We start from the raw sequence: 21,437 nt of genomic DNA on the forward strand, positions 1-21,437 counted from the left end.
CGCATCTGACGTTGGCATCTGGATCTAGACTAGTGAGCGGAACCATTCCGTAGGAAAGATAGGACTATGCGGACATCACGCACTCCCGGTCGCAAGCATGCCGTCTCCGAACATGCTACGCCCGTCAACAGGGCCCTGCGAGCATTCCTGGGATTCTTCGCTGCACCGCGGGTCAATATTCGTAGGGATTATCAAAAAATCAGGCGTCGTCAACGCAAGTTGGTCGCACCCTTGGGCCTCCCTGCACAAGCGACAGACTACACAGTCGAGTCCTCGCACGGTGATCATCTCATTCCCGTTCGGATGTTCCGTCCCAAAGAACATCTTCGGGATGAAGTACTCGTGTTTTTCCACGGGGGTGGATGGGTCACTGGCGGGGTTGAGAGCTACACACCAACCTGTAGCCGAATGGCTGACCTGACCGGATGCACCGTCATCTCGGTCGAGTATCGGCTCGCTCCAGAACACCCGTTTCCTGCGGGATTGTCCGACTGCTATGACGTGGCACGAACCGTGATGGACCAACCGGAACTCGTGGGTGCTGCCACTGCAGACGACATCGTACTGATCGGGGATTCTTCCGGTGGAAACCTGGCTGCGGCCGTTTCGCTGTTGCGACGCGAACGTGGCGAGCGCAGGGTGACACGACAGATCTTGCTGTATCCGGTCACACATTGGAACCACAACTCGCTGACTTCTCCCTTCGACTCGGTGCGCGAACACGGCGAAGACTATCGACTCACCAACGCCGAGGTACAGGACTATATGGCCCTGTATGTTCCGAAGCCGGGGCAGCGCAGGGATAAGCTCGTTGCTCCGCTGACGGCACAGGACCTTTCGAATCAACCGGACACCCTGGTGTTGTCGGCAGAATTGGACCTCTTGCGTGATGAAGGTGAAGAATATGGTTTCGCGCTGCAACGGGCTAGTAATACGGTGCGAGTCCATCGCGTGGCAGAAGCCTTACACGGGTTCATTGCACTGCCCTGGATGGCGCGCTCCGTTCGAGACGCCTATGAAAAGATCAATGAATTTCTCGATGCAGACCGATCAAGTGAGCAGCGTGATTTTGAGGAGACGACATGACGCGGCGCAACTGGGTTCGGCTCGATAACGCTTCCAATATTTTTCTGGCAGCACGCAGTGAGACTGACTCCAAGGTCTTCCGCATCAGCGCCGAGATGGACCATGAGATTGATCCGGAGCTCTTACAGACAGCACTGGATACCACCTATGACCGGTACTCGTTGTACCATGCGGTGTTGCGCCGAGCCATCTTTTGGTACTACCTGCAGGACAGCGACCTGCGGCCCGAAGTCACTACGGATAACCAGTACACGTGCGCTGAGATTTATGATGCGCGGCGCCCCGGCTTGCTCTTTCGCGTCGTCTACCACCACCGGCGCATCAACCTTGAAGTCTTCCACGCTCTTTCGGATGGAACAGGTGCGCTATGGTTCCTCACCGATTTGGTAGCCGAATATACTCGGTTGCGATATCGCCAGCAGGATCTCCCCGAGAACACCGATACAGCACAACTGACCGCCCAACCGGGTGGGGGTGCCGAAGACACCCAGGCCCGCGAGCTGACCACCGATAGTTTCCGGCACTACTTCCGAGGCAAACAACGCCCAACGGAGCACCCGAAAACCTCGTCGCCGAGCATGTCACCGACCAAGACGGCCTACCGCGTCAAAGGGACCAGGACACCCGATAGCCGCACACGTGCGGTGGAGCTGACGATGCCCGTCAAAGATGTACTTGCCTTGGCTCGGGCCGAAGAGATCTCGTTGACGATGTATCTGACCGCCCTATTTTTTGAATCCATCCGGTGTGCGGCAGATGGCCTGGGCAAGTCCCGTACCTTGGCGGCAACCGTGCCGGTGAACCTGCGGCAGTTCTTCCCATCGGTTTCACCACGGAATTTCTTTGCGACCGTTCGGGTAGAACACACCTACGGCAACGGCCCCGATGATATCGGTACGGTCGGCAGAGCCTTGGACAGACAGTTTCGCCCGAAAGCTACCCCCGAGGCGCTTGAGAAAAAGGTGCGTCGCTACGCGAAGTTTGAACGATCGCCGATGCTGCGGATTGTGCCCCGGCCCATCAAGGACGTGGTTCTGCGCGTGATCAACTGGGTCAATAATCGTGGCCTGAGTGTTTCGGTTTCCAACCTTGGACGCGTGATCTTGCCCGAACCGGTTGAATCACATGTGGGACGGATGGGTTTCCACGTCTCAGCGGTGCGACCACAGATGTGCGCGATGTCCCACGCCGGGCTGTTGACCGTCAGTTTTACCTCGCCCTTCGTCGAAACCGACCACATCAGAGAATTCGTTCGGATGCTCACTTCCCAGGGCGTGGATGTATCAGTCGCGGCCACCCGCGTGACCGAAGCTGAATTCGCTGAGGACTCCGAAATATGAAGCACTGTACACAATGCACAGCGCAGATCGAAGGCGACTGGCAACACTGCCCGCTATGCGAGACCCCGACACCGGGTGAGCCCTCGCACAGTCCGTTTCCTGCCATACCGCTGAACTATTCTCGTCGTCGTGTGGTGCGGATCCTGTTCTTCAGTTCTATCGCCGTAATCCTGGGGTCATTTGCTGCGCAACTGCTACTGGAACGCGGTAGCGCGAGTATCGGCTCGCTGCGGTCCGTGTGGCTCGGCGTCATTACAATGTGGCTTCTCGTCGTTATGGCAGCGCGAAACCAGCGCAATATCGCCAAAAATACGGTCACGCTGGTGCTCCTGGTGGGGTTGATCTGTGTGTACTGGGACTATCTCACCGGCTGGCACGGCTGGGCTTTAAGCTATGCGGTGCCGATCGTCTGTGGCACTTCGATCCTCGCGTTGCTGATCACCGTCCGAGTGCTACGCACAGAGGTGGGGGAGCACATCGTCTATAGCGGGCTCACGGTGCTGCTGGGCTTAGCACCCATTGGCTTCTTGGTGTTTGGGTGGGTCACCACACCGATCCCGTCGGCCATATGTGGTGCGATCAGTATTATCGCCTTGGTGATGCTGCAGGTGTTCCGTGGTGCTGATGTTCGCCACGAACTGGCAAAGCGCCTCGATCTCTAAGGGGCAACATTGGAACACAAAGGCGCAGTATCGGAAACGGATATCGCCTACTTCACCGGGCCTATCGCCGGTTCATTCACCTGAGCGCTCGCATTGGGGAAAACCCAAACGGCCTATGATGGCTGTACCAGGCGTCAGATACGAGTGAAAGAATCCATGGCTGAACATTTACCTGCTTGTCCCGAATGCGACGAAACCTACACCTATGAAAATGGTGCACTCTTCGTCTGCCCAATCTGCGGTCATGAATGGTCGACCGTCTCAGAAACCGAGCCCAGCGTCGAGCAACAGCCCGTTATACGAGATGCAGTGGGCAATGAACTCAACGATGGCGATGACGTCACCATCGTCAAAGATTTGAAGGTCAAAGGTGCCGGAGGCGTCGTGAAAGTCGGAACAAAGGTTCGCGATATCCGCTTGAGCGAATTTGTCGTCGATGAACACGATATCGATGCTCGCGTGCCGGGCTTTGGTCACATGCAGTTGAAATCCAGTGTGGTGAAGAAGGCTACCTGACCAGCTGAAGGGCCCGCCAAGGGCGAACCTCTAGAATTCAACGACGTCCCCGAGCCAACCGCTAGCAAAGGCGAAGTCGTCGTTGATGTCCAAGCCTCTGGCGTATGCCACACAGATGTGTCCGCGCTGGAGGATCCAGGCTGGATGGCGTTATTCCAACAGGGTCTACCACGCACCATGGGTCATGAATCAGCCGACGTGAGCAGCGCCTTGGCGAAGGGATGGATCACTGGAACGTTGGCGACCGTGTTGGCCTGTCACCCATGATCCGATCATCGTCAACCAGCTGACCATCAAGGGCTCACAGTCCGGGACGAAAGAAGACCTAGCTGAAAGTTATGAGCTCCTGCGTTCCGGCAAACTCAACCCGCCGTTGAATCACTTCACCCACGCTGCGATTCCAGAAGCTATCGATAAGCTCCGCAAGGGTGGAGTCATCGGTCGTTTTATCGCTGAACACAACGACTAAGTTTCCTTGTTGGTCGGTGGGCTAGTCAGAACTCGGGCGCTTGCGGTTCTGTTTTACTTCGGACCGGATCCGCTTTGCTTTGAGCCGCCGACGCTGCGAGCCTCGGGTGGGTTTGGTCCGTTTGCGTGGCCGCTGCGGAATAACCGCATCACGCAGCAGTGTGCTCAGGCGCTCGCGGGCAGCTTTGCGGTTGCGCCACTGCGAGCGGTGCTCAGCCGCATCAATGATCAAGACCGTGCCGGCCAACCGTGTGTGCAGCTCCCGGAGGGCACGTTGCCGTTGTTTGTCATCCAATGCCGTGGTCGTGGCGATATCCAAACTTAGCTGAACCCTTGAGTTAGTCGTGTTGACACCCTGACCGCCAGGGCCTGAAGCATGGCTGAATTGCTCGCCCAGTTCGGCAGCGGGGACAACAAGTCCCTGTGGGGCGCCTGGCCCCGAGGGGATATGCAGATCAGGCATTAGGAAAACGTATTCGGGTTTGCACCCTGGCGGCCCGATTCGCCCTTATCCAGAGCGCTGATGGCTGCGATCTCGGTAGCTGAGAGTCGGAGATCCAGCGATTCGAAGTTTGCCACGATTCGTTCTGGTGTCTCGGATTTCGGGATAACCACTAGCCCCAGGGCCAGGTGCCAGGCGATGATCACCTGAGCCGGGGTTGCGCCGTGGGCTGTGGCGATGTCCGCGATGACCGGATCAGTGAGTTCGCCGCCGCCTTGACCCAGGGGAGACCACGACTCGGTCACGATGGCCTTGGATGCGTGATATTCACGCAGTTGTTGCTGCCCAAAATAGGGGTGCAGCTCGATCTGATTGATCACCGGAATGATGCCTGTTGCAGCCTCCAGTTCTTCAAGGTCTTCGACTCGGAAATTTGAGACGCCGATTGACCGGATCCGACCTTGCTTGTGTAACTCAATGAATGCCTTCCACGTCTCGACACGCAAGGTTTTGGAAGGGACGGGGAAGTGGATGAGGAACAGATCGAGGACGTCCAGCCCGAGATTTTCCATGGTCGCGTCGAAGGCTTTGAGCGTGGCGTCATAGCCGTGGTCATCGTTCCAGAGTTTTGACGTGATGAAGACGTCGTCACGGTCCAGTCCTGAGGCACGAAGTGCTGCGCCAACTCCGGACTCATTACCGTAGATGTGCGCCGTATCGATGTGCCGGTAGCCAGCTGCCAGTGCCTGACCCACAACATCTTCGGTGACATCATTTTCAACCTGCCATACGCCATAGCCCAGCTGTGGGATCTGGTGGCCATCGTAAAAAGCAATCATCGGTGATGTCGTCATGGTGCTCCTACCCATTGGTTCTCAAAATTCTTCTAGGACACAGTCCAACACTTCTGGAGGTATAGGAAAAGTCTGGACCGGCCCCTGCGGGCGTAGATGACCAACAGCACCGTTACTGTTGTCCGAACATGCTCCCGCTGTTTGGCAGACTGATCCACGTGCGCGTCAAGCCGCCACCTCTAGTCATCGGGGGTGTAGTTAGTCGCGGCCGAAGCGCTGGTAGGCGGCCTGCCGGCCTGTTTCCAACGCGGCACCTATCAGAGTCCAGGAATCTCCGGCAGCGCGTGCTTGGTCCACTGCTTTTTGGAGGTCGGCTTTGGCCTGCTCGAGGTTGGCTCGAGCGGCGCGGATGTTGCGAAAGTGTGTCGCGTCTTGGGCCGGGGTGACTGCTGGGTCAAGATCCTCCATGCTGTAAATGTAACCTTTACGACCCGTGGGGGCAATGCTCACATCCAAGTGGCCCCGTCTTCGAGATACTCCCGCAGGCGCTCATCAACCTGGGCCGCGATCAAACCGGTGGGAACCACATTGATGTGGTGTTTATAGGCCGCGAATATCACCAGAATCATGCCGTCGCTTCATTCGTCTGTCCTTGTCTCCAATATCGGCGTTACGAGTTGCGTGACGCTGATTCCTTGTCTGCGGGCTTCGGCTTCGAGCGCCGCGGCGGTTGCAGCGTCAAGGCGATACGGATCGGACGTCTGAGCCGCGGTGTACGGCGATGTGCGGTGTTGGTTGGTTTTTCGTCGCAGGAAACCAAGGATCGGTGTGATGATTGCGGTGACTACCGAAAGAATGAGAGCGATGCCCAGCGCTCTGCTGAAATATTCATGGGTTACGGCGGTGATGCTCCAAATCGAGAGCAGCACCAGGGCGGTCGTGATGGCCACAAATACCAGTGTCGCGCCCAAGAGTGGACGGATGACGGTGTCCCGGTAGCTGGTGGCGGCCAACAATAATGCGACAAACGTGCATGCTGCCGTAAGGGTGATGCCCGTGAACAGGATTTCGACTGCGGTGGTGGGCATGCTGGGTTCGGACCAGATGAACCACAGTGATCCCACCATGCTGAGCGCGCTGATTACAACACCGGTGATACCCAGCGGGCGCTCGGGCTTGTTGAAGAGTGCGCCGCAACAGAGCATCGCCAAGCTGAAGGAACCGACGATGAGTGTGGATGCTACGACCTGGGAGCCGACGATGGCGTCTGCATCTGCGCCGAGCAGGACTGCGATCCCATAGAGCGCTGAGAGGGAAAAGGATACGATAATGGTCCAGAGGAACACCTGCTGAAGTGTTTGCCGCGGACCCTGCCGAATAGTCATACTGTTGAGTTTTATCATGAATGCAGGCCTCGGCTGTGACCTAATCGCTGAGGTTTCGATCGGCCCAGAGATGCATGGCGTCGTTCTACAGCACTTGTGACTCCAGGCGCGCATAGCTGAGTTCCATCCCATCGACCATGCCGGTGGCCACAACGATATCGCGCAACTCTTGGCTTGGATAGGTAATCACCACGATCAGGAGCGTGCCATCTGTGATCTCCGTGAGATGCATGGCATTGACGGTGCCTGGACCCTCCATACCAATCATGTTCTCGGTTGCCACTTCACGATAGGGCGCATCGGACTCGAGGATTTCACCGGTGAAACCGAACCGATCCTCACCCGCATCCGATTCCCACTCATAACGGTATGTATCACCGGGCTGGTGGCCGATCTCGCATACGGGCATACGCCAACCATCGGGCCCCAACAGCCACTGCTGCATGATTTCTGGCTCGTGATACGCCTGCCAAATGTGCTCGGGGCTTGCCTGCAGCACACGGCTCACCCGGATCGTGACATCGTCGGTAACAACCTCGTCGATCTGCCCCATCGCTTCGCGAGTGCCTTCGAGCATGCCCATTTCTACGAGTTGCTCCAAGGCCTCTGCTGATGGAAAATGTGTGGTCGTCGTGAGTCGGGACCCGGAGTCTGACGGGCTGAATTCGAAGACCACGCGCATGCCCGGCAGCTCGGTATTAGGTGTGCCATCCTCATGAGTGAATCCATCACGCACTTCAAAACGATGTGGCGGGTCAGTGCTGATGAACTCCCAGAAACCGCCGGATCGCTCACCGTCCGGGCTGGTCATGTGATACTCAGAACGACCCCCTGGACGAACATCATGCCGAGTGAATGTTGCCGGCCAGCTTGGCGGGCCCCAAAATCGTTCAAGCTGCCGGGGATCCATATACGCCTGCCATAGGCGAGTTACCGGAACAGGAAAATCGGCAAGGATCGTTACGGTGAGCGCTTCGCGATGTATCTCAAGCGATGTGATGGCCATGACGGGGCCTTTCGTACGGAGTGTTTGCAAAATACGCTGACCGAACGAGCCGCGTCAAGCACGATTGGCAGGCCTGCGTGTGGCTAAGGGCGCGGTGGGCAAAATTGTTCACCAAGTCCACCCGATAGGATGAAGCGTCATGGAGCACAAACATTCGGGACCGTTTCATCAAGCACTGCGAGAGTTTGCCTTCGACCAGGGCTCGCTACGAGCGCTTGAAGCCCTTGACTGTCGGGCCACACCGGCATTTGCAGTCGCATATGGCGCAACCTCAAAGAAGCAGGCGGGCACGCAACGTGTTGCCGGTGACGTTGATCGGTTGGAAGAGCTCCAGACCTTGCTGTTTGCGAATGCTGAGGCAGCTGGCTCACGACGCTCGGTCTTATTGATCGTCCAGGGTATGGATACCAGCGGTAAAGGTGGTGTGACCAAACACGTCGTTGGTTCGATGAACCCGCAGGGCATCCACCAGGTGGGGTTCAAGAAACCAACGCCCGAAGAACTCCAGCACGACTTTCTCTGGCGCATCAGGCACCACACTCCCAAACACGGAGAGATCGCGGTGTTTGACCGCTCGCACTACGAGGATGTCCTGGTGCATCGGGTCGAAGGCCTCACACCACCGGCTCGCCTGCAGCGTCGGTACGGCGCCATTCGGCAGTTTGAACAAGACCTCGTGGGCAACGGGACTGTGATTCTGAAAGTCATGTTGCACATCAGTCGCGAGGAACAGTATCAGCGGCTTTCGGAACGACTCGATGATCCAACCAAGCACTGGAAATTCACCCCGGCCGACGTCGACGCCCGGGAGCGATGGGACGCATATATGGAAGCCCACCGAATAGCCATCGAAGAGACCGATACCGAAGACGCCCCGTGGTTTGTGATCCCCGCTGACCGAAAATGGTACGCGCGATTGGCAGTGCAACAATTACTCATTGAAACGCTGGCGTCTTTGGACCTGACCTATCCACCAGCAACCTTCGATATCGCTGAACAACGACGACGACTCGACGCCAGCCGATAACTTCGTTGCAGTGCTGTTTTAGTGCTCGCAATGCCTGGGTCAAACGTGCACAATAGTGCTATGCGTTCTGAGAGTCACTGGCCCGGTGGACCACCGCCGCCTCCGCCCCCAATAGCAGCTAAGCACCGCAATGCTCCGCTTGGCGAGTGGAAGAAGGATTTGAAAGACAGGTTGATCGGTGCAGGGGTCGCCTCTGTTGTCGTTACCGTTCTGATGTTGCTCGCAGGGACTGGATTACTGCGAACTCGAGCCGGTAGTACCGGAACTGTTGTCGATCCAGATGCTGCGTGGGCCGGCATTCTGGTCGTGGCTGCACCGCTCATCTGGGCATTTGGGCAAGTCAAGTTCGCTCGTGCTGATAAAGGATTTCGTACTCACGGTTTAGCGAGTTTGATGCTGGTCAGTACCGGGTTGGCAACTCTGCTCCAGATCCTCTTGATGCTGACGTGGCCACTCGTAGCTGATGACAGTCTCGCCGGAGATGTCGTGCTAGCGCAGTATCACACCGATCTCTTAGCGTTTGGCTTGGTAGCAGTCTTCGTGATTGCGTTGTATGCATGGACTACCGTGGCGACGCTGGGCTTTGCTGGCAAGGGGGCCGCGACCAGTGCTCTGGGCACTGCCGGTTGGCTCATCATTGCTGGAGTCGGTGCGTGGCAGGGGATCGTCATGTTCGAAAATCCCGCCACGATTGGTAGTTTCTGGGCCTGGGCCGGGATTGCCTTGCTGGGCATAGTGCTGGTGCCAAGCATAGCCGCGGCGCGCAAAACCTAATGTCCTCGCAATGCCTGGGCCAAACGTGCACAATAGTGCCATGCGAACCGAGAAACACTGGTCAAACGGCCCGCCACCACCGCCACCTGCAGAAGCCGCGAAAGATAAAACTCAGCCGCTTGGCGGATGGGGAACAGACCTGCAAAAACGGTTCACCGGAGCTGTTCTTGTTGCGGTGATCATCACCGGTCTGATGCTGATCGCAGGTACTGGATTTCTTCGAAACCGACCCATTAGTGACACCGGGGTCGTCGAGGCAGATACCTTATGGGCTGCGATGCTTTTGGGAAGCGCACCGATCATCTGGGGTATTGAACAACTCAAATTGGGCCGTGACGACAACGGGTTTCGAACCCGTGGTCTACCCAGCCTGCTGTTGGTCAGTACTGTGCTGGCAGCAGTATTCCAGGCGCTTTTGATGCTAACATGGCCACTGGTGGCAGATGAGAGCGTCCCACGGCAGGGCGCGTTGGCCCAGTATCACAACGATCCCATAGCTTTTGGCCTGGTAGCCGTCTTCGTGATTGCGCTGTATGCCTGGACCACCGTTGCGAGCCTAGGATTCATCGGGAAATGGCTCCCAACCAGTGCTATCGGTAGCGTCGGTTGGATCATCATAGCTGGGGTCGGCATATGGCAGGCGTTCGTCATTTTTGAAAATCCCGCCACGGTTGGCAGTTTCTGGCTCTGGGCAGGTATAGCACTGTTGGGCTTGGTCCTCATACCGGTCATTGCCGCCGTGCGCGTCCAGGATCGTCGCCCTCAGAATATGTTTTCGTAGCGTTGTTTTCTCCTGCTCGACAGAAATTCAAGCTGACGAGATGTTTCATTGGCCATTGCGTCACCTCGGGTTCATATATCTCAAGGAAGCTCAGTGTTGGTCCGCGTCGACCGCTCACACTTAGATTGCTTTGAGGGGGACATCCGTCATGTCACGAAAGTTACTCACCTTGTCAGCTGTAGCTGTAGCCACAGCACTTGCCTTGACCGCCTGCGGCGATGCAGACTCCGCCGACGCAAGTGACGAAACCGTAGCATCCGGTGATGCCGGAGTTTGTGCAGAATTTGAACCGCTGCGTTTCTCGGACACCGGCGTCGAAGGTCTAGAAACCCTCGTCTTAGAATTCGAAGACTTCCGTGTTGCTCTCGAAGAAACAACCGGCCTAGACGTCGAATTTGAACCCATGGCTTCCCGCACAGCTGCTGCGACCGCCCTAGAGTACGACGACCTGGATGTCCTGCTCACAGGCCCCGCCGAATACGTGGTGCTCAAAGAAGAAGCCGATGCGATTCCACTAACCGGAGTTACTCGCGATAACTACAAGGCCGCCATTTTCAAACGTGCCGACTCGGACCTTGAATCAGTCGAAGACCTTGAAGGCACCCAGATGATTACCAAGGAAGTCGGCTCCACTTCTGGTCACCTTGGGCCACTGGAAATGCTGGACTCAGCTGGGCTTGACCCCAACGCCGGTGATGTCGAAGTCCTCCCGCTGTCCGATACGCACATCGAAGCTTTTGCCACCGGTGATGGGGATGCGCTCGGTACCGGTATTTCTGACCTAGAGGCGCTGGAAGAAGCCATGGGTGAGGAAGAAGTGGAAATCCTGGCAGAAGGCCCCGATCTTCCCAACGACCTGTTCATCGCTCGCACTGGCCTGGGCGAAGAATGTGCCAGCTACCTCCAAGATAGCCTGAACGAAAACCAGGACGTGTTACTCGAGGCGATCGTACAGACCGGTGAGAACGACAAGTACATTGACTCAGAATTCGTTGATGCAGAAGACGCTGACTACGACCCAACCCGTCGCGCATTTGAAGCAGCAGGATTTGATCAGTACGCTGACCTGCCGGACGAGGACGAACAGTAATGCCACAGTCTGACACCACAGGGTCCCAGGTGATCCGGGTCGCCGGGCTGAACAAGGTGTACAGCACCGGCACCCAGGCACTAAAGGACATCAACTTTACGGCCACGGCGGGGGAGACCGTCGTGCTATTAGGCGCCAACGGATCTGGAAAATCAACCCTGCAGAAGTGCTTCAACCGGCTCGTCGAACCAACCAGCGGCACCGTTAAAGTCCTCGACACCGACGTCACGTCCGCGAATAAACAGCAGCTCAAAACACTGCGACGCCAAGTCGGGATGGTGCACCAACGCATCAACCTGGTTCGAGAACTCTCGGTTCTGACAAATGTCGTTCACGGTGCCCTAGGACGGGCCCCCAGCCCACGAAATTGGCTTGGCGCCACGGCAAAACCAGAACAACGCGATGAAGCCATGGAGGCTCTGCACCGCGTTGGGCTGGCACACACCGCAGGGAAACGTGCCGAACAGCTATCCGGTGGCCAACAGCAACGCGTCGCTATCGCGCGCATGTTGATGCAACGGCCCAAGATTGTACTGGCCGACGAACCGGTCGCAGCACTGGATCCACATGCTGGACGAGCTGTCATGGACATGCTGTGGGAAATTACCGAGGAGCAGAACCTCACACTGGTGTGCACGCTGCACCAGCTGGAGTTGGCCCGAGCCTACGGTAGCCGGATTGTCGCGTTGCGCGAGGGGCACCTCGATATCGATACCCATATTTCACAACTGGCCGATCGTCAGCTCGAGGGTCTCTATACCAGTAACAGCACAGAGCAGGTTGTGCTGGAAGGAGCCGGCCGATGAACCCCCTCGACGCCACAACAACGGCAGGCTCTGACATTGACCAGACTGCAGATGAGCTGCCGCCGCGCTTCACGTTTCCTAAATGGACGTCTGTGGCAATCGGACTGTTCCTTCTCGCGTTAGCCATCAACGGTCTCATTCGGATGGACATCTCCTGGGAACGCATGGCCGAAGGCCCAGCAAATATTTGGGACTTCGTCACCGGTGCCTTCCCACCGAATCTGGAACGTGCACCAAACCTGGCAGAGGCCATGCTCGAGACATTAGAGATGGCTCTCATCGGCACGGCCATTGGCGTGGTGCTCAGCGTGCCAGCTGCGGTGCTGGCCGCACAAAATACGACCCCGTTCGGGCCGGTCGGTGTGGCAATGCGGTTCATGCTTACAGTGCTGCGTTCCATCCCGGAGCTGGTGTGGGCACTGATTTTTGTGATGGCCGTCGGTCTCGGTCCGCTCGCAGGGATTTTCGCGATCGCCGTGGACGTGGTCGGATTTGCTGGACGCTTCTTCGCCGAACGGATTGAAGAAGTCGAACGTGGTCCGATTGACGCACTGCGATCAACCGGCGCGACCGGAATCGCTGTGGTCGCGAGCGCCGTCATGCCGGCTTCCTTCGCATCATTTACTGCCACCAGCCTCTACTGCTTAGAAAAGGCCATCCGCGGCGCCACGATCTTGGGCATGGTTGGAGCTGGCGGTATCGGTATGGAACTCACCCCGGCCTTTACGTTGCGGCAGTTTGACACAGCCCTGACGATCATCTTGATGATCCTGGTGGTCGTGTTCCTGGCAGAACAGCTCAGTTCCTTGGTCCGCCGAAAAATGCTGGGCTCAGACCAACTCCAGCGCGCTGTATAACAGCCCGCCCGCCCCAACCGATCCAGCACACGCTTGTTCGGTTGGGGTGGGCGGCTTTTTCTAGTCGATGTCACAAACTTTGACTAGCCGCGGCAGGTAACACGGTCTTAGGCTGGGACATGAAACTCTTGAAGGAGGCTCTTATGTCGAACGTTAAAGCACTCGCCGCAACGCTGACCGAACAACATGAATCAGGTCAGGTGCTCATCTTGCCGACGGTTTGGGACACCTGGAGTGCCGATGTCGCAGCTGAGGCCGGTTTTCAAGCACTGACGGTTGGAAGTCACCCGGTGGCCGATGCCCTTGGGAGCGCTGACGGTGAGCACATGGACTTCGTGCACTACCTTGAGGTCATCAAACGGATTACCGAAACCGTCGATGTGCCGGTGAGCGCCGATGTTGAGTCGGGCTACGGTTTGGAACCAGCAGAGCTCATCCAACGGCTGCTGGAAGCCGGGGCGGTCGGAGCAAATATTGAAGACGTCGTGCACAGCGAAAACAGCCGTGTTCGTGATCGTGCTGAACACGCCGATTATATCGCTGCAGCACGTCAAGTGGCTGATGAAGCCGAAATCTCTTTTGTGATTAACGGACGAACCGACGCGATCAAACTGGGGACTGAAGTCTTTCCTGATCCGCTAGCCGAAGCCGCTGAACGCGTGGCGCTTATGGAAGAAGCTGGAGCACGCGCGGTGTATCCGGTTGGCGTCTCCTCTGCAGCAGAAATTACCCGGCTGGTGCAGGCCGTTTCTGTACCAGTCAATCTCACTGCCCATCCGGTCGAAGGCCACGCCGCCGGCGATGTAGCAACGCTCAAAGAACTGGGCGCACGTCGTATTACTTTCGGACCACTGTGGCAGAAATGGCTCGGTGAAGTCTCGGCCCAACAACTTTCAACATGGATCCCCTAAAAACATGGATCCCCTAAAGCAGTAACTGTTTACAGGTGCCAGGGCGGTGGTTCCGCACTAGGTGGACCAATGGCATAATGAGCGTCACGAACTTGCGATCAGCAGACCGAACAGAATTTTTCAGGAGGTTCACATGCTGAACTGGCTATTGAGACTACGTCGGATGCGTGGTGATGCTCGGGCTGCTCGTCGAGGACCCAAAGCGCTAGGAAAGCGTGCTGGCCGACGAGGAATCCTTCGTATGGTTCGTAGATTATTGCGTTAATCTAATAAACGGCGACACGCCGATTTTGTTGACACACCCAGATCGTTGCAAGCATGCGGAAAATAGCCCCATCAGCGTAAAATGGGCGCAGAAAATTACCATCTGCGCGATTACGGATGTATGTTATTTAGATGAATTCCGTTCGAAATCGGCCTTACACGTTCATCATCAGTGTGGCCATAATCACCATGGTTGCAGCTATCCTAGCATCCTTGCATACTGGGGTACCGCTGCGCGACCCGGAGGGCTTCCTGGGCCCTGCGTATATTCGACTTCCCCTTATTGCAGCATTACTCTTCGCCGTTGGGCTCATTCCCGCAGCGATCCGACGATCCGGCTGGCGAAACATTCCGCAAGGGATGCTCGACGTTGTGAAGCACGAGTGGACATGGAAGCGTGTCCTGTATATTTGCACGGGTTTCTTAGCGTTCTATCTCTGCTACGTCGGCTACCGCAACCTCAAGAGCGTGTTGCCCATTTACACCGACGGGGTGCTCTACGACTCCCAGCTTGCTGAGCTTGATAAATGGATGTTCGGAGGCACCAACCCAGCCTTCGTCATGCAAGACTTTTTCGGCATCGGACTCAGCGCCGAATTCCTCTCCATTATTTATCTGGCCTACATGCCACTGATCCCGCTGTCGATCGGGGTGGTGCTGGTGCTATGCCGCAATCTGGCCATTGGAGCATGGTACGTCACCGCGATTAGTTTGAACTGGGTTGTCGGCACGATCAGCTATTACGCCTTCCCAGCGGTCGGCCCGGTCTATTATCAGGACCAGTACTACCAAGTACTGCCCGAGACAGGTACGAGCGCGCTACAAGCCGCGCTCTGGGATAATCGATTGGAATTCTTGGCAGATCCCCTCGCGGGAGAAACGATTCACGGTGTCGCAGCCTTTGCTTCCCTGCACTGCTCCGTTACCTTTGCAATCGCTCTCTTCGCGCATAAGACAACCGCGAGCAAGATCCTCCGCTGGGCGGGCTGGATCTTCTTCGGCGCCACATTTATTGCCACCGTCTACTTTGGCTGGCACTACTTGATCGACAGCATCGTCGGCGTTGCCATGGGGTGGCTCTGTGTTGCGATAGGACAGCGCGTTACCAGGGCGAGGAGCATTCAGGAACAAGCCTTCAGGCCCGCGGTAATTGAAGCTGAAGACGTCGTACCGAGTCGAGAGACCGCAGCGGTATGATCGTCACGTTCTAAAGAATATTGCTGCAAACGCCAGTGTTCGGCCCGTAAATTCGGGCCGAACACTGGCGTTTTTAGTGTCTGGCTAGAACGTCACAATAGGTTTGATCGTCTTGCCTGAGGCGGAGTCTTCAAAAGCCTGATTGATCTGGTCGAGCGGATACGTCGTGACTAATTTCTCGATGGGGAACTTCCCCTGACGCCAAAGGTGTACCAGCTTCGGAATGAAATCCTGCGGTACAGCATCGCCTTCGATAATCGTTTGGAACGACCAGCCTTTGAGCAAGGATGCTCCGACTTCGAAACTGACCTCATCGCCTAAGTTTGGTGCGCCCACCAGGCCAACGCGACCATTGATGCCAACTGCATCTGCTGCTTGACGCGTAACGGCTGTAACACCGGTCGTATCAAGCGCGACATTGACCCCTTCGCCGTTGGTAATTTCTGAAAGGCGCTCTGCAAGATCTTCGTTGCCAGAGTTGACGGTGTGTGTCGCACCGTACTCTAGAGATGCCTCGAGACGGGAATCGACAAGATCAATCGCGATAATCGTGGTCGCCCCTATTGCCGCGGCTGCCATGATCGCAGACGAACCAACAGCTCCGGTGCCAAAGATTGCAACGGATTCGCCTGCCCCAACGTTTAGCGAGTTGATAACGGAACCGGCGCCGGTCATGAGACCGCAGCCGAGTGGACCAAGGAGTTCAAGCGGCACATCGTCACCAACTGGTACGACTGATCGAACTGACACATTCGCATAACTTGCAAACGATGACTGGCCAAAGAAATGCGAAGATACGGCTGATCCGTTCTCTGACAGCGCCGTGGTGTTATCCGGTCTCGTTCCGCCGAAATTGTAGTCGTAGAAATTCTTGCAGTAGGCGGGCCGCCCGTTGAGGCATGTGGCACACTCACCACAAGAATTGAAGCCAAGAACGACCCGATCCCCAGGTTGTACAGAGGTAACAGCCTCTCCAACGGCTTCAATGACTCCGGCACCTTCATGGCCGAGCACCGCGGGAAGTGGCGTGGGGTATACCTGATCTCGGGTAATAGCGTCTGTGTGGCATACTCCTGTCGCGGTGAGTTTGACCCGTACTTCGTTTGAGGCCGGGTCATCGAGTTGTAGTGTCGCGATTTCGAAAGCTTCGCCTTTATTTCGGGTAATTGCTGCCGTGATGTCCACAGTAACCTCCGTGAGCTTTGGGATGCATGTGGCGGTGTCCACGATGAACACCGCCACATTTACCGTACGCGCGTTTCGGCAAACCCGTCCATAGGCTAGAAGCTGGCGCTGGGCCAGCATTGTCGTAGAAGGTCTTTAGCGCGAGACCTGGCTAGCCAATTCGGCAACGAGGTCACCGTGCGCCTGCGGATCGACAGTGACACGCTCTGCGCCCAACCAGTGAGCCATTACCGCGAGTTCTGAAGCCAGTTCTTGGAGAATCATGCTACGTTCTGGCCACGTCGCGAGCGCCTCCTCGTTTGGGCCCGGAGTCTCGGCGAAGGCTGTCCGGACGACTAGTGCACCGCGGTGACGGTCATGCTTGAGATCTAGGCGAGCAACAAGATGTTCACCCAGAAGAAATGGCAGAACGTAATAGCCGTGGGTCCGCTTATGGGCCGGCGTATAGATACCAAGACGATAGTGCATGCCAAAGAGTTCCAGGAGACGACGTCGCTCGAACACAAGGGGATCGAACGGCGCCAGAAGCGCTCGCGCAGACGTCTGGCGAGGAACACGCGCTTTGGCATGCAGCCAGGTTGGTCGTTCCCAGCCGGTTACTGAGACCGGTAGGAGATCGCCCGCCGACTCGAGTTGTTCAACGGCCCGGCGAGCATCACGCTGATCCAGTCGAAAGTAGTCGGCAAAACACCGGATGGTCCCAATGCCGTGGGCACGCGAAGCGATTCGGACCAACTCCACAAGGGAGTCATCCTTAGAGACCGGGCCTTGTGTCCGCACGGTTGGCGGCAGCACGCGCTCTGTCAGATCGTAGACTCGTTCGAACTGTCCGCTCCTGCGAGCCGGTGTCAGTTCGCCTGCATCGAAGAGGATTTCCAAAGCAACTTTGGCGGGACTCCACGCCCAGCCCCATCGGCTGTTATCGCGCTGTGTATAGCGTGGGTCGATGCGCTCTGTGATCTCTCGACTCGTCAGTGGCCCGTGGTCTGTGACAATTTGTCGGATCAGAGCAAAGAGATCAGGGTGCTCCGCTTCCAGTGCTGCTGGATTCATACCTGGCCACCGACGACGTTTCCACGTGAGCAGAGGAAATGTACTGGCTGGCACGTAGGTGGCTTCGTGCGCCCAGGTTTCTAAGATGCGTCTCGGGGCACGCCCGGTGGCTCGATCCAGCAGGGCAGTGTCATAAGGCCCTAAGCGAGCAAAGAGCGGCAACAAATGCGCACGCGCAAGCACATTCACCGAATCAATCTGCAGCAGCCCAATCTGTTTGATGGTGGCCGTGATATCTCGCATGCTCACGGTTTCTGGTTCTCTGCGATCCAATCCTTGGGCAGCGATTGCGACGCGGCGAGCCTGAGCCAGGCTAAGAGTGCGAACCACGGTGTCTAGCTTCTTGAAGCTTCTGCTTGCCACCGTGCGATGATTTCGTCGACGGTAGCAAGCGTTGCTTGCCGGTCGGCTTCCAGCTGGTTGATTTGGGTCCGGTGGTAATCATCGCGAGTATCAGCCACGGCATCGGTGACGATGGTGGCTCGAATATTATGCGCAAACGCATCGCGCGTCGTTTGTGCCACACACCCGTGGGTAGAGACGCCGGCCAGGATGATCCTGCCGATGCGTTTGTTGACGAAGCGCATGTTCAAATCAGTGCCGAAGAAAGCGCTGTCACGAGTTTTTTCAACCTTGGTGGTGTCAGTCGTCTTAAGCCCCGGCACAATCTGAGTTCCTTCATCGCCTTGAAAGAGGAATCCTGTACCCGCCTCCAACATGTTGAGGGTCCAGGTGGACTCATCGCGACTGTGCTCGGTGGTAATCATATAAATTGGCAAGCCCGCTGCGTGTGCCGCATCAATCAAGCGGTTGGCGGCGTCAACAATTTCGGTTTGACGCTCAGCTAACCCTTCCTCATCAAAGAAGGCGTTTTGTAGGTCTACGAGTACCAGCGCGTCACGTGTATGTGTCATGTTGCTAGCCTAAAACCCAGCACCGAGATTGTCAGGAGTGCAGCCTCGCTCGTCAAACTTTTCAGCCAGCAGTTGCAAATTTGAAATACATGGCAAGGAACGAGCTTTTCTATGACGTTTCGGAACGTTGCAGTCTGCAGAGTCGATAGAGTAACTCTCTGGAAAGCACCCCGCTACAAGGAGTAACTCTTTATGAAAATCGGTATTCTCAACGGTTCACTTCGTGCCGAACGCGCGACCGAACCCGTCGCAAAATTCGTACACGAAATTGCTGCACAGCGCGACGGTTTCTTCGAATACGAATACGTTGACCTCGTTGATTACAACGTGCCGTTGCTGACCAGCCCGGTGCATCCGATGGTTGCCAATAAGAGCCACAAGGATGCAAATGTCCAGCGCTGGTCGGATAAAATCGATAGCTTCGATGCCTTCGTTTTTGTTACTCCTGAATATAACCATGGCGTTCCCGGCGGCTTTAAGAACGCCGTGGATTCGCTTGGCCCAGAATGGGTTGGCAAGCCAGTGGCGTTTGTTGGACACGGTTCTGTTGGTGGCGTGCGTGCCATTGAACAGTGGCGTCAGATTGTCGCAAACTTCTCGATGCCGGTGGTGAGGGCAGAGTTGAACTTCAACATGTTCTTCGACTGGCAGGACGGTGCGTTTTCACCGGCGGAACGTCATAGCGCTGAAGCAAACGGATTGTTTGATCAGTTGGAAGCGCTGACCACTACACACCGCAGCTAAGGCCGCTGGAGATAGCCGCACCCGGTGTTCTGTGCGGAACCCCGGGTGCGGTTTCTGCGTTAATCGTGGTCTTGGTCCTCGGCCGTGACCTCAACGACACCGACGACTTCACTGAGATGGCGTAAGAGTGGCTCGGGTGGTTTTTGCTTTCCATGGTTAAACTCCATGATGGCATCCACGACATGTCCCTGCTCGGTGCGTTGGCGCCGGGTTTGGGACAGGGCCACGTCATAACCTTTATTCGAAGCGACCTGCAGAATGTCGCGGAGGACACCGGCGCCGTCGGTGTACCGGACGGTGTAGACCTCGGTTCCGTGCTGGCGGGGCAAACGTTGGATCAGTGAGGTCAGGGCCGTCACCGCAAAGAGATATAGGACCACGGTGAGAGCTGCGATGATTGGCATGCCGGCGCCGCAGGCCATTCCCACCGCAGCGGTCACCCATACGGAAGCCGCGGTGGTCAGACCGGAAACAATATTGCGTCGAACGAAGATGACACCGGCACCCAGAAACCCGATGCCGGTGACGATTTGTGCCGCAATACGCGAGGGGTCCAAGACGACGTCGTCACCTAAAACATGGGCAAACCCGTATGACGACACCAGCGTGAAGAGTGCCGACCCCATCCCTACAAGAATATGGGTCCGGGCGCCGGCTGACTTCTGTCGGAGTTCACGTTCAAGACCGATGATCCCGGACAGCACGAATGAGCACACCAGCAGTATCGACTCGGTGATCAGCGTTTCTGAGACCCATGCGAACTCCATACGCCCCACGATACGTGGCCAGGGCGGGCAAGCCTAGGGCGGTTGAGTTATCCAGCGGCGGCCTTGTTGCGCTGCTGGTACCCAATGGCGACCACGATGAGCAAGATCGCTGCGAGGACGGCTCCCATGGCAAAGGCAATGAAGTTGGATCCGGTGCCGAAACCTAGGGCCAAGAGGAGACCGCCGACCTGTGGTGCAGCGACAGCGCCAAGACGGCCCACGCCCAGCGCCCAACCCAATGCTGTACCGCGTAGGTGGCTCGGGTAATGATTCGCCACGGCTGCAATGACGAGGCACTGGGTGCCGTGGGTGCCAACACCTGCTAGCACCAGCGCGACATACACAGCCCAGACCGGTGGGCTGGCCAGCAGGACAAGCAGTGCCACGCCGGCCAGGCCCGCGGCTGCTGCACCCGCGGGAACCGGGCCGAAGCGATCGCCTGCCCACGCAGTCACAACTGAACCAACGACCGCTCCAATGTTGAGCGACAGGGCAAAGGTCAGGGCGGAACCAAGGTCGTATCCTGCACGCTCCATCAGGTTCGGCAACCAAGTGCCAAGCCCGTACCAAGCAAAAAGCGTGAAGAGTGTGATCAGGGCAAACAGCACAGAAATGCCCAAATATGGTGCGCGGAGCAAGGAAGAGAAACCGGCGCTGGAAGTATCAGCTTCGGACTTTTCAGCGGTCTGCTCGGTCGCGGGTTCCGCGGATGGCAGCGTCTCGGGCAGGTACTTGAAGCCCAGCGGAACGATGACCACAAGTGCTACTGCTGCGACCAAGAACATGGATGGCCAGCCAAACGCTGGGATGAGTGGGATCCCCAGCAGGGCTGCCAGTGAGCCACCAATTGGCACACCGGACATCATGAGCGTGGCGATCGATGAGCGCCATTTCTGCGGCACCAGTTCTGACACCATGGCATTCGCCGATGGAACGAGTCCACCAAGACCAATACCTGCGACCAGGCGAAGTCCGCCAAACACCCAGGCATTTGGCGCAAAGGCGCACGCGATGGTCAACACGGAAAAGAGCACAGAGCAGGCCAAGATGGTACGTCGCCGCCCGAGCACATCGGCTATGCGTCCCGCCAAGAGAGCGCCAATCATCATGCCGATAAAAGCCATCGATCCAACGGTGCCCAGTGAGGCTTCGCTCAGCCCCCAACCGGGTTCGGCTAGCAGTGAGGACTGGACGGTGCCATACACAATCAGGTCGTAGCCATCGAACACCACCAGTAACCAGCAGACCAAGACGGCTATCCATGCTTGGCGGCGGGAAATTGGTGATGCTGTATTCGCAGCAGGGGAATCAGGAGTCTGGCCTGTGGCAGTCCTCGAGCGTGTGGCAGTAGTCATAGACACATTGTGA

General features: G+C 57.0%; 25 protein-coding genes. 14 read left to right on the forward strand and 11 right to left on the reverse strand.

Going from position 1 to position 21,437, the window contains the following annotated elements; all coding sequences use genetic code 11:
* Positions 1-66: 66 nt before the first annotated feature.
* From G583_RS15545 to G583_RS17005, 5 genes are all read left to right on the forward strand, one after another.
* Positions 67-1,086 (forward strand): alpha/beta hydrolase, encoded by a 1,020-nt coding sequence (locus G583_RS15545; RefSeq protein WP_022871081.1) that lies wholly within the window; start codon positions 67-69, stop codon positions 1,084-1,086.
* A complete protein-coding gene (locus G583_RS0110225; RefSeq protein WP_022871082.1) occupies positions 1,083-2,426 on the forward strand; it encodes a hypothetical protein in 1,344 nt (447 codons plus the stop codon). Before G583_RS15545 ends, G583_RS0110225 begins: the two co-directional genes overlap by 4 nt.
* Positions 2,423-3,088, forward strand: a complete 666-nt coding sequence (locus tag G583_RS0110230) for a DUF6320 domain-containing protein (protein ID WP_022871083.1) — start codon at positions 2,423-2,425, stop codon at positions 3,086-3,088. The genes G583_RS0110225 and G583_RS0110230 overlap by 4 nt, the downstream gene beginning before the upstream one ends.
* Before the next feature lie 156 nt (positions 3,089-3,244).
* A complete protein-coding gene (locus tag G583_RS0110235) occupies positions 3,245-3,604 on the forward strand; it encodes a zinc ribbon domain-containing protein YjdM (protein WP_022871084.1) in 360 nt (119 codons plus the stop codon).
* A gap of 117 nt (positions 3,605-3,721) precedes the next feature.
* Complete coding sequence (locus G583_RS17005) at positions 3,722-3,871, forward strand: hypothetical protein (protein WP_245540617.1); 150 nt, start codon at positions 3,722-3,724, stop codon at positions 3,869-3,871.
* 223 nt (positions 3,872-4,094) lie between these two features.
* On the opposite strand, the gene arfB is transcribed toward G583_RS17005, so the two are convergent.
* The 6 genes from arfB to G583_RS0110270 all read right to left on the reverse strand — a co-directional run bounded on the left by arfB (position 4,095) and on the right by G583_RS0110270 (position 7,699).
* The gene (gene arfB, locus G583_RS0110245) at positions 4,095-4,535 is read right to left on the reverse strand and encodes an alternative ribosome rescue aminoacyl-tRNA hydrolase ArfB (protein ID WP_022871086.1); all 441 of its coding nucleotides are present in this window, start codon (positions 4,533-4,535) and stop codon (positions 4,095-4,097) included.
* Positions 4,535-5,368 carry an aldo/keto reductase gene (locus G583_RS0110250; protein WP_022871087.1) on the reverse strand — a complete coding sequence of 278 codons (834 nt, stop codon included), beginning with the start codon at positions 5,366-5,368 and terminating at the stop codon, positions 4,535-4,537. The genes arfB and G583_RS0110250 overlap by 1 nt, the downstream gene beginning before the upstream one ends.
* 198 nt (positions 5,369-5,566) lie before the next feature.
* Positions 5,567-5,776 carry a hypothetical protein gene (locus G583_RS0110255; protein WP_022871088.1) on the reverse strand — a complete coding sequence of 70 codons (210 nt, stop codon included), beginning with the start codon at positions 5,774-5,776 and terminating at the stop codon, positions 5,567-5,569.
* 38 nt (positions 5,777-5,814) lie between these two features.
* Positions 5,815-5,937 carry a hypothetical protein gene (locus G583_RS17075; protein WP_022871089.1) on the reverse strand — a complete coding sequence of 41 codons (123 nt, stop codon included), beginning with the start codon at positions 5,935-5,937 and terminating at the stop codon, positions 5,815-5,817.
* A gap of 9 nt (positions 5,938-5,946) precedes the next feature.
* The gene (locus tag G583_RS0110265) at positions 5,947-6,693 is read right to left on the reverse strand and encodes a hypothetical protein (protein WP_022871090.1); all 747 of its coding nucleotides are present in this window, start codon (positions 6,691-6,693) and stop codon (positions 5,947-5,949) included.
* Positions 6,694-6,778: 85 nt separating this feature from the next.
* Complete coding sequence (locus G583_RS0110270) at positions 6,779-7,699, reverse strand: SRPBCC family protein (RefSeq protein WP_022871091.1); 921 nt, start codon at positions 7,697-7,699, stop codon at positions 6,779-6,781.
* Positions 7,700-7,838: 139 nt separating this feature from the next.
* Between G583_RS0110270 and G583_RS15550 the strand changes: the two genes are divergently transcribed.
* From G583_RS15550 to G583_RS15560, 8 genes are all read left to right on the forward strand, one after another.
* Positions 7,839-8,726: a PPK2 family polyphosphate kinase gene (locus G583_RS15550; RefSeq protein ID WP_022871092.1), complete on the forward strand. Its 888-nt coding sequence runs from the start codon at positions 7,839-7,841 to the stop codon at positions 8,724-8,726.
* Positions 8,727-8,786: 60 nt separating this feature from the next.
* On the forward strand, positions 8,787-9,500 hold the full coding sequence (locus tag G583_RS0110280) for a hypothetical protein (protein ID WP_169558786.1): 714 nt from the start codon (positions 8,787-8,789) through the stop codon (positions 9,498-9,500).
* 40 nt (positions 9,501-9,540) lie between these two features.
* Complete coding sequence (locus G583_RS0110285) at positions 9,541-10,281, forward strand: hypothetical protein (protein ID WP_022871094.1); 741 nt, start codon at positions 9,541-9,543, stop codon at positions 10,279-10,281.
* A 148-nt stretch (positions 10,282-10,429) separates the two neighbouring features.
* The gene (locus G583_RS0110290; protein WP_051129706.1) at positions 10,430-11,371 is read left to right on the forward strand and encodes a PhnD/SsuA/transferrin family substrate-binding protein; all 942 of its coding nucleotides are present in this window, start codon (positions 10,430-10,432) and stop codon (positions 11,369-11,371) included.
* Positions 11,371-12,177, forward strand: a complete 807-nt coding sequence (phnC, locus tag G583_RS15555) for a phosphonate ABC transporter ATP-binding protein (protein ID WP_022871096.1) — start codon at positions 11,371-11,373, stop codon at positions 12,175-12,177. Before G583_RS0110290 ends, phnC begins: the two co-directional genes overlap by 1 nt.
* The gene (phnE, locus tag G583_RS0110300) at positions 12,174-13,034 is read left to right on the forward strand and encodes a phosphonate ABC transporter, permease protein PhnE (RefSeq protein WP_022871097.1); all 861 of its coding nucleotides are present in this window, start codon (positions 12,174-12,176) and stop codon (positions 13,032-13,034) included. Before phnC ends, phnE begins: the two co-directional genes overlap by 4 nt.
* Before the next feature lie 143 nt (positions 13,035-13,177).
* Positions 13,178-13,945: an isocitrate lyase/PEP mutase family protein gene (locus G583_RS0110305; RefSeq protein WP_022871098.1), complete on the forward strand. Its 768-nt coding sequence runs from the start codon at positions 13,178-13,180 to the stop codon at positions 13,943-13,945.
* A gap of 396 nt (positions 13,946-14,341) precedes the next feature.
* Positions 14,342-15,406, forward strand: a complete 1,065-nt coding sequence (locus tag G583_RS15560; RefSeq protein WP_022871099.1) for a phosphatase PAP2 family protein — start codon at positions 14,342-14,344, stop codon at positions 15,404-15,406.
* A gap of 84 nt (positions 15,407-15,490) precedes the next feature.
* Here the strand turns inward: G583_RS15560 and G583_RS0110315 are convergent, their stop codons facing one another.
* From G583_RS0110315 to G583_RS0110325, 3 genes are all read right to left on the reverse strand, one after another.
* Positions 15,491-16,633, reverse strand: coding sequence for an NAD(P)-dependent alcohol dehydrogenase (locus G583_RS0110315; RefSeq protein ID WP_245540618.1), 1,143 nt, complete (start codon positions 16,631-16,633; stop codon positions 15,491-15,493).
* Between the two features lie 93 nt (positions 16,634-16,726).
* Positions 16,727-17,974, reverse strand: coding sequence for a winged helix-turn-helix domain-containing protein (locus G583_RS0110320; RefSeq protein WP_022871101.1), 1,248 nt, complete (start codon positions 17,972-17,974; stop codon positions 16,727-16,729).
* 5 nt (positions 17,975-17,979) lie between these two features.
* Complete coding sequence (locus tag G583_RS0110325) at positions 17,980-18,558, reverse strand: cysteine hydrolase family protein (protein WP_022871102.1); 579 nt, start codon at positions 18,556-18,558, stop codon at positions 17,980-17,982.
* A 192-nt stretch (positions 18,559-18,750) separates the two neighbouring features.
* Between G583_RS0110325 and G583_RS0110330 the strand changes: the two genes are divergently transcribed.
* The gene (locus G583_RS0110330; protein WP_022871103.1) at positions 18,751-19,302 is read left to right on the forward strand and encodes an NADPH-dependent FMN reductase; all 552 of its coding nucleotides are present in this window, start codon (positions 18,751-18,753) and stop codon (positions 19,300-19,302) included.
* A 59-nt stretch (positions 19,303-19,361) separates the two neighbouring features.
* On the opposite strand, the gene G583_RS0110335 is transcribed toward G583_RS0110330, so the two are convergent.
* Together G583_RS0110335 and G583_RS15565 are read right to left on the reverse strand one after the other, a co-directional pair.
* Positions 19,362-20,069, reverse strand: a complete 708-nt coding sequence (locus G583_RS0110335; RefSeq protein WP_022871104.1) for an MgtC/SapB family protein — start codon at positions 20,067-20,069, stop codon at positions 19,362-19,364.
* A gap of 47 nt (positions 20,070-20,116) precedes the next feature.
* Positions 20,117-21,424 carry an MFS transporter gene (locus tag G583_RS15565; RefSeq protein ID WP_022871105.1) on the reverse strand — a complete coding sequence of 436 codons (1,308 nt, stop codon included), beginning with the start codon at positions 21,422-21,424 and terminating at the stop codon, positions 20,117-20,119.
* Positions 21,425-21,437 lie beyond the last annotated feature (13 nt).

The organism is Yaniella halotolerans DSM 15476 (assembly GCF_000420805.1).
Lineage (GTDB): Bacteria > Actinomycetota > Actinomycetes > Actinomycetales > Micrococcaceae > Yaniella > Yaniella halotolerans.